Here is a 7413-nt window from a genome sequence, read left to right as displayed (position 1 = left end):
TGAAGGCCTCCTGAGTGCGGAAAGTGGTTCCTAGACAGCTCCACTCTCGCAACAGGAGGCCTTCACCTATCCGCAAATCACACGCGATTCACGCAACAACGTCCCTGGACATCACAACTAGCCCTCCTGATCTGGCCGGTGAAGTCCGCCGTGATCGTCACCGCGATCTTCGCCACGTACCTCATCATCGCCGGTCTGGTCTACATCGGTCTCGGCATCTTCTCCGGCGCCAAGGGCGGATGGTCGCGTGTCGGCCACATCGTGCTCGGTCTCGTCTACATCGTCGCGGGCGTGATCGCCTATGCCAACCTCGGCGCCGCGGCGACGACGCTCGCCCTCATCGTGGTCATCTTCATCGGTATCAGCTGGATCGTCGACGGCGTCGTGTCGCTGTCGCTGCTCGGCCGTGACGGTTCGCGGGTGTGGACGCTCCTGTACGCGCTCCTGAGCATCATCGCCGGCGTCATCGTGATCTTCTCCCCCGTGATCGCCGGGCTGGCGTTCTGGCTCCTGCTGGGCATCTCGCTCGTGGTGCTCGGGATCGTGCAGATCGTGCGCGCGATCACGCTCGGCAAGGACGAGAAGGCCTTCATCGGTACTCAGGACGCTGCCGCGGTCTGACCCTGCATTCACGAGATCGGCCCCGACCTGCTCGAAGCAGGCCGGGGCCGATCATCGTCGTGAGGCCTACTCGGCGGTGAACGCGCTCACGTCTCCGACCAGGCGGGTGTTGTCTGCGGGCACCGGGTCGACGACGGCCGCCGCCACCTCGGCAGCGAACTCCGACACGTTGTAGAGCTTCCCTGCCGACTCGCGACGCTCCGCGATTGCGCCCGGGTTCGCCCGCTCGAGCAGCGTGGCGGTGATCGTGCCCTCGATCATGTCGCCGGAGACGACGGTGAAGCCGATGCCCTTCTCGGCGAGACCGGGGATCAATTCGCGCAGAGCATCCTCGCCCGCCCGCTTGGAGAGTGCGACCGGCTCGTACTCCGGCATCGTCGGCGTCGTGCGGATGAAGTGCGCCTGATGGCTGGTGACGAACACGACGCGCGCGTCGTCTCCGAGTAGAGGCGTGGCAGCGTTCAGCACGTTGAGCTGCGCGTCGCGGTTCAGGGCGAGCGCGTAGTCCTCGGCCATGCCTGACTCCATCCCGCCGGAGGCGTTCAGCACCAGCACGTCGAGGCGGCCGTATTCCGCCTGGATCGCCTCGAACATCTCGGCGACGGATGCCGGATCCGTGAGGTCGGCGCCGACGACCAGGGCTCGCCGGCCGAGTTCGCGGAGCTGGCCGGCGAGCTTCTCGGCTCGCGGAGCCTTGTTGCGGAAGTTGATGACGACGTCGGCGCCGGCCTCGGCCAGGTAGCGCACGGTGTCGGCGCCGATCCCCCGGGACGAGCCGGTGACGAGGGCGACCTTGCCGTCGAGGGAACCTGCGGGAAGAACGTCGGTCACAATGACTCCTCATGGTGCGTGAGATGCCGTGATCGCACGGCTCTCCCACACTATCAATCCGCGTCGGGCACTCCCGGAAGCGTCGAGGGCGCGTGATAGGTTGACCGCAAAGGAGGCCGCATGAACGACTTCTCCGTCTTCATCGAACTGATCGATAACTGGGCATGGATCGGTTGGCTGGTCCTGATCGCCCTCTTCCTCGTGATCGAGATGCTCACCCTCGACTTCACCTTCCTGATGCTCAGCTTCGGCAGCGCCATCGGCCTCGTGACGGACCTCGTCGGACTCCCGGTCTGGGCGCAGGTGATCATCGCCGCCGCAGCGGCGGCCGTGTTCATCCTCTTCCTCCGTCCTCCGTTGCTGAAGCGCCTGCGCCGCGGGGAGGATCCGACGAAATCGAACGTCGACGCCCTGATCGACCTCCGCGGCGTCGCGCTGCACGACATCACGCAGATCTCCGGTCAGGTGAAGCTGAGCAACGGCGACACCTGGACCGCGCGCTCGCTCACCTCCGTGCCGATCCCCCAGGGCTCACCGGTCGCGATCTCCGCGATCAACGGGGCGACGGCCGTCGTCCGACCCATCAACGACCAGCCCTCTACCTACTAGGAGAAATCAGTGAACGACTCCTCGTTCATCCCCACCGCGATCCTCTGGATCCTGGTGGTTGCGATCATCATCTTCGTGGTGGTCACCGTCGCACGCTCGATCCGGATCATTCCGCAGGCGACAGCCGGCGTCGTGGAGCGGCTCGGCCGGTACCACAAGACCCTCATGCCGGGTCTGAACATCCTGGTGCCCTTCATCGACCGGCTCCGTCCGCTGATCGACATGCGCGAGCAGGTCGTCTCGTTCCCGCCGCAGCCCGTGATCACCGAGGACAACCTCGTGGTCTCCATCGACACGGTCGTGTACTTCCAGGTCACCGACGCCCGTGCCGCGACCTACGAGATCGCGAACTACCTCGGCGCCGTCGAGCAGCTCACGACGACCACCCTCCGCAACGTCGTCGGTGGCCTGAATCTCGAAGAGGCGCTCACGAGCCGCGACAACATCAACGGACAGCTCCGGGTCGTCCTCGACGAGGCCACCGGCAAGTGGGGCATCCGCGTCGGACGCGTCGAGCTGAAGGCGATCGATCCGCCCATCTCCATCCAGGATTCGATGGAGAAGCAGATGCGCGCAGAGCGTGACCGTCGTGCCGCGATCCTCACCGCAGAGGGCACCAAGCAGTCCGCGATCCTCGAAGCTGAGGGCGCGCGCCAAGCAGAGATCCTCCGCGCAGAAGGCGACAAACAGGCCGCCGTTCTCCGCGCCCAGGGCGAGGCCGAGGCGATCCAGAACGTCTTCACGGCGATCCATGAGGGAGCACCGGACGACAAGCTGCTCGCCTACCAGTACCTGCAGATGCTGCCGAAGATCAGCGAGGGCCAGTCGAACAAGCTCTGGATCATTCCGAGCGAGCTCACCGAGGCACTCAAGGGCATCGGCAGCGCGTTCACGCCGAAGCCCGGCCAGACCCCGAACAACATGGGCCCCAACAACACACTGCCGGGCGCGTGACCCACCCGTACTTCGAAAAGGCACGGCATCCCCGAGTCCTCGCTCACCGCGGCCTGATCACCGCGGCGGGCGAGGATTCCGGTGTCTGGGAGAACACGGCCGCGTCCTTCGCCGCGGCTCATGCGGCCGGCGTCGAGTACGTCGAGACCGACTGCCAGGTCACTGCCGACGGCGACGTGGTGCTGTTCCACGATGCGACCCTCGACCGCCTCATCGGCGATCCGCGAGCGGTGCGCGATGTGCGTACGAGAGAGCTGAGAAGCGTCTTCGCCGATCACGGCGGGCTCCTCACGGTCGCCGAGGCGCTCGCCTCCTTCCCGCGGCTCCGCTTCAACATCGATGTGAAGACGGATGCGGCCACCGGGCTGCTCGGTCCGATCCTCGTCGACGACACGCACCGAGTTCTCGTGACGAGTTTCTCGGACGCGAACCGGAGGGCGACCATCGCGGCGGTTCTTCGTGCCGGTGCCGCGCTCAGACCCGCGACCTCGGGCGGCCGTGCCACGATCGCATCGCTCCGCGCACTGTCCTCCTTGCGCCTCTCCCCCGCCCGGCTCCTCCGCGGTGTCGACGCGCTCCAGATTCCCGAGCGCCACGGCGCGATCAAAGTCCTGACTCCGGCCCTCGTCCGCGCGGCTCATCGATCGGGCGTCGAGGTTCACGTATGGACGGTGAATGAGCCCGACACGATGCTCCGGCTCGCAGGCATCGGTATCGATGGCTTCGTCTCCGACCGGGCCGATCTCGCCCTCGCCACTCTTCACCCCCCTCAGGGATCTCAACCCGCCCTATAACCTCCTGCGCTGGGATTTCACTGTGAATCGCGCCGAGAATCCGCTCGCGTTGAGCAGGCGCACAGGCTGGAGCGTTATACCTGACAGCGACGAGAGGACCACAAAATGGCAGATCGCAGCCTGCGGGGCATCCGACTCGGCGCCCAGAGCCTACAGAGCGAAGAGGGCGTCGTTTTCATGGAACGCCGCGAGACCCAATACTCCTGTGACACGTGCGGGCACGTCACGAACCTCATGTTCGCGGCGGATGCTGAGCCGCCGCAGACCTGGGAATGCCGCTCCTGCGGAGCGGACGCCCGCCTGAACGTCGACGGCGAAGCCGTCACGCTCGAGGTCACCGACGAGAAGGCCGCTCGCACCCACTGGGACATGCTGATGGAGCGTCGTACGCGCGCCGAGCTCGAAGAGCTGCTCGAAGAGCGTCTTGCATTCATCCGTGCCCGCCGCGGTGCCGGCGAAGACCCGACACGCGAGAAGATCGGGGCCTGACCGCCTTTCACGAAAGCAGCGAGGCTCTGTCGAGCCTCGCTGCTTTTCTGCGTGCGGGGGCGTGATTCGACTAGTTCTCCGACGCGAGATGGATCCCGAGATCCGTCCGTCCGGGCAGCAACTCGGGCGCAAGGGCACGAGTACCCCGATAGTCACCGTCCCGCAGCCGCCGGAATGGGAGGACCGGCTCGTCGTCGAGCGTTCGCAGCCGCTCCGTGAGCCGCCTGACCTCCCGCTGCACGGCATCAGGGTCCAGCGCGTCGCCATCGTGGATCACGTGCAGGTCGAGCACATCGATCCCGACGTACCAGAGCACGCCGTGGGTGAGGGGGAACATGAGGGACTCGATGTCGCCGCTGATTCCGCGGGGGCCGATGGAGCGAGCGTCCTCGCCGGCCGTCACGATTATCAAGGCCTTCCGGCCGGTGAGACCGCCATCGCCGTATCGTCGCGGCACGCCGAGTTCGGGGTCGTTGTCGCCGTAGGCGAATCCGCTGGTGAGGACCCGATCGAACCAGCCCTTGAGGATCGCCGGCATGCCGTACCACCACAGCGGGAACTGGATGACCAGGAGCTCTGCGGCGGCGAGTTTCGCCTGCTCCTCCTCGACGTCCGGAGCCAGCTGCCCGCGTAGATAGGCCTCCCCCGCCTGCTCGGCGATGTTTCCGGCAGTGTCGGCCAGCTCGCCGAGATCCTGAACGCCGAGCACGGGGTCGAACCGCTGCGCGTACAGGTCGGAGGTGGCGACGGAGTATCGCTCGCCGAGCGCCTTCGCCCCCTCGGTGAACAGCAGGTGGTTGAACGATTCGTGGCGCGGGTGCGCATGCAGCCAGAGCGCGTTCCCGGGCGTCGGCGGATGCGAGATCGAGATCTTCATACGGTGTCCTCTTCCGTGTGCGGGGATGTCTGCGCTGTGACGGCGTGAACCACCCTGGTGAGAGCCGCGCGCGCTTCTTGCGCGCTGATAGAACCGTCGAGCGCACGACGTGCCAGCGCATCACCGGCACCGACGAGAGCCAGCAGACCGGCCGCGTCCGGAGCGCCAGCCAACGGCTCGAGCGCGCGGCGGCATGACTCCAGGTAGGCCTGCTCCGCTTCGTGGCGGAGCTGGCGGAGTGTCGCGGAGCCTTCGAGCGCCGCGACGACGTCGGCCAGCTCGCGCCCCTCCGCCAGGCAGCAGTCGATGTACGCGCCGGCGATGATCGTCGCGACTGCGGCGAGGTCGGCCGGGGCATCGTGAAGCGCTGCGGCGAGTGTCTCCCGCTGCCGGAGTTCGAACTCCCGATAGAGCTCTGCGAGCACGCCGGATCGATCGCCGAAATGGTCGTACACGAGCGGCTTGGTCACCCCGGCGTGGTCGGCGAGGCGGCCGAGCGTGAAGTCGTCTGTCCCTGCGGTTCGGATCAGGTCGCGGGCTGCGTCCAGCAGCTGCACATGTCGCTCAGCCTTGGTCAATCGCTGTCGCGGCGGAACTGCGGATGCGTCGTTCATGGCTCACCTTTCCGGGTCGCAGGTGCTACTTACCTTCAGTAAGTTACCATGAGTAATAACCCAGGGTCAACGGCGCATCACATCCTGGGTCGGTGCCTCCGGGACCGCCACCACGCAAGCAGGAGGGCCGCAAGACCGCCCCACACGAGAAGTTGCTGAACCCACGGGCCGAGCAGCACCCCCGAAGTGATTCCCGTCCGCAGCTCGACATCCTCGAGCATGGCGCCGGCCTCTCCGGCATCCAGGCGCGTCACCGTCGTCCCATCGGGCTCGATGATCTGGCTCGTGCCGACGGTGGAGATGTTCACCACGCTCCGGCCGGTCTCGATCGCCCGCATCCGCGCGAACGCGAGCTGCTGAACGTTCTCATCGGTGCCGCGGAAATCCGCATTGTTCGTTTGGAAGACGAGGACCTGGGCTCCTTCGTGGATGCCTTCCGTGATCACGTCGTCGTAGATCACGTCGAAGCAGATCGCCAGACCCACGAGAACGCCGTCGACGTCGACGACGGGCGGGTTCTCGCCCGGGGTGTACTCCCGCTGGATCAGGCCGATCAGATCCGGAGCCAGCGCATTGAAGAACGGTCGATCGGGCACGTATTCGCCGAAGGGCACCGGATGCCGCTTGTCGTGCAGCTGGGTCGCTTCCCCGGCATCCGTCCAGAGCATCGAGGTGTTGTAGTAGAGCTCGTCGCGTCCGGTCGCCGCGTTCGCGAGCAGGGGGGCCTCGATCCGAGTCGTGATGAAGGTCAGTCGTCGCGCCATGGCGTCGCTCTGGAACGGATCCGTGTCGAGTGAGCCCTCCGGCCATACGAGCAGGTCGACGTCCTCGCCGAAGAGCGGCTCGGTCGCCTCAGCCTGAGCGTCGACCACCGCGAACGGCTCGCGCTGGTCGAAGTAGCCCGTAGGACCGTTCCCCTGCACCGCGGCGATGCGCATCGACCCGGCAGCCGCCGTGGGGAACAGAGGCGTGAAGAAGAGGACGAGGACGAGGGCGGCGGGCGCGAGCATTCGCAGCGGAGTCCGCCATGCTCGCAGCCGCACGATCTCGATCAGCATCGCCACCAGCAGCACCATGAGGAACCCGAGACCGCTGACGCCGAGCCACGACGAGAGGGGTGCGAGCGGGCTCTCCGCCTGACTCATGCCGATGCGAGCCCACGGGAAGCCCCCGTAGGGCCAGGACCCGACGAAGACCTCGCGCCCGACCCACAGGGCGGCGACGACGAGCGGGAGGCCGAACAGGCGCCCCGCGGTGCCCGGGAAAGCGCGCGGCATCCACCGGTAGGCCAGCGCGGTCAGGATCAGCGCTACGCCCGTGAGTCCGCCTTCGACGACGCTCAGAGCCGCCCACGGGATCGGTCCCAGGTAGCGCGCGGTGAAGGACACCAGGAATCCGAACAGCACGATGCCGTAGACGAGGCCGACCAGCAGCGCTCCCCCAGCGCGTCGACCGATCAGTGCGAGAAGCAGCAGCGCGGTCGCCGGGAAGGCGAGGATCCAGATGGCGGATGCCGGGTAGGCGAGGTCCATCAGGAATGCCGAGAGCGCGGCGGTGAGCGCAGCCGCCCAGAGCGGTAGCAGGGCGCGCTCGGGCGCAGAGGATTCGGACATCCTTCTCATTC

9 protein-coding genes are annotated in these 7413 nt (G+C 66.7%); 5 read left to right on the top strand and 4 right to left on the bottom strand.

The window, feature by feature from the left end:
• The first annotated feature begins 126 nt into the window (after nt 1-126).
• On the top strand, nt 127-621 hold the full coding sequence (locus tag RS85_RS01690) for an HdeD family acid-resistance protein (protein ID WP_082087439.1): 495 nt from the start codon (nt 127-129) through the stop codon (nt 619-621).
• Nucleotides 622-687: 66 nt separating this feature from the next.
• Here the strand turns inward: RS85_RS01690 and RS85_RS01685 are convergent, their stop codons facing one another.
• Nucleotides 688-1452, bottom strand: coding sequence for an SDR family oxidoreductase (locus tag RS85_RS01685; protein ID WP_046011681.1), 765 nt, complete (start codon nt 1450-1452; stop codon nt 688-690).
• Nucleotides 1453-1572: 120 nt separating this feature from the next.
• Between RS85_RS01685 and RS85_RS01680 the strand changes: the two genes are divergently transcribed.
• The 4 genes from RS85_RS01680 (at nt 1573) to RS85_RS01665 (ending at nt 4298) form a co-directional block, all read left to right on the top strand.
• Complete coding sequence (locus RS85_RS01680) at nt 1573-2061, top strand: NfeD family protein (RefSeq protein WP_046011680.1); 489 nt, start codon at nt 1573-1575, stop codon at nt 2059-2061.
• 9 nt (nt 2062-2070) lie between these two features.
• On the top strand, nt 2071-3015 hold the full coding sequence (locus RS85_RS01675) for an SPFH domain-containing protein (protein WP_046011679.1): 945 nt from the start codon (nt 2071-2073) through the stop codon (nt 3013-3015).
• Entirely contained in the window at nt 3012-3809 is a 798-nt protein-coding gene (locus RS85_RS01670) for a glycerophosphodiester phosphodiesterase family protein (protein WP_046011678.1), read from the top strand. The genes RS85_RS01675 and RS85_RS01670 overlap by 4 nt, the downstream gene beginning before the upstream one ends.
• A 105-nt stretch (nt 3810-3914) precedes the next feature.
• A complete protein-coding gene (locus RS85_RS01665) occupies nt 3915-4298 on the top strand; it encodes an RNA polymerase-binding protein RbpA (protein ID WP_046011677.1) in 384 nt (127 codons plus the stop codon).
• 70 nt (nt 4299-4368) lie between these two features.
• Here RS85_RS01665 and RS85_RS01660 read toward each other — a convergent pair whose 3' ends face one another.
• From RS85_RS01660 to lnt, 3 genes are all read right to left on the bottom strand, one after another.
• Nucleotides 4369-5175 (bottom strand): NAD(P)H-dependent oxidoreductase, encoded by an 807-nt coding sequence (locus RS85_RS01660; protein WP_200894766.1) that lies wholly within the window; start codon nt 5173-5175, stop codon nt 4369-4371.
• Nucleotides 5172-5789, bottom strand: a complete 618-nt coding sequence (locus tag RS85_RS01655; RefSeq protein ID WP_152642304.1) for a TetR/AcrR family transcriptional regulator — start codon at nt 5787-5789, stop codon at nt 5172-5174. Before RS85_RS01655 ends, RS85_RS01660 begins: the two co-directional genes overlap by 4 nt.
• 77 nt (nt 5790-5866) lie before the next feature.
• Complete coding sequence (gene lnt, locus RS85_RS01650) at nt 5867-7402, bottom strand: apolipoprotein N-acyltransferase (RefSeq protein WP_046011676.1); 1536 nt, start codon at nt 7400-7402, stop codon at nt 5867-5869.
• Nucleotides 7403-7413 lie beyond the last annotated feature (11 nt).

The sequence above is a fragment of the Microbacterium sp. SA39 genome (assembly GCF_000967865.1).
Classification (GTDB): domain Bacteria; phylum Actinomycetota; class Actinomycetes; order Actinomycetales; family Microbacteriaceae; genus Microbacterium.
This window is presented reverse-complemented; position numbering and strand designations above follow the sequence as displayed.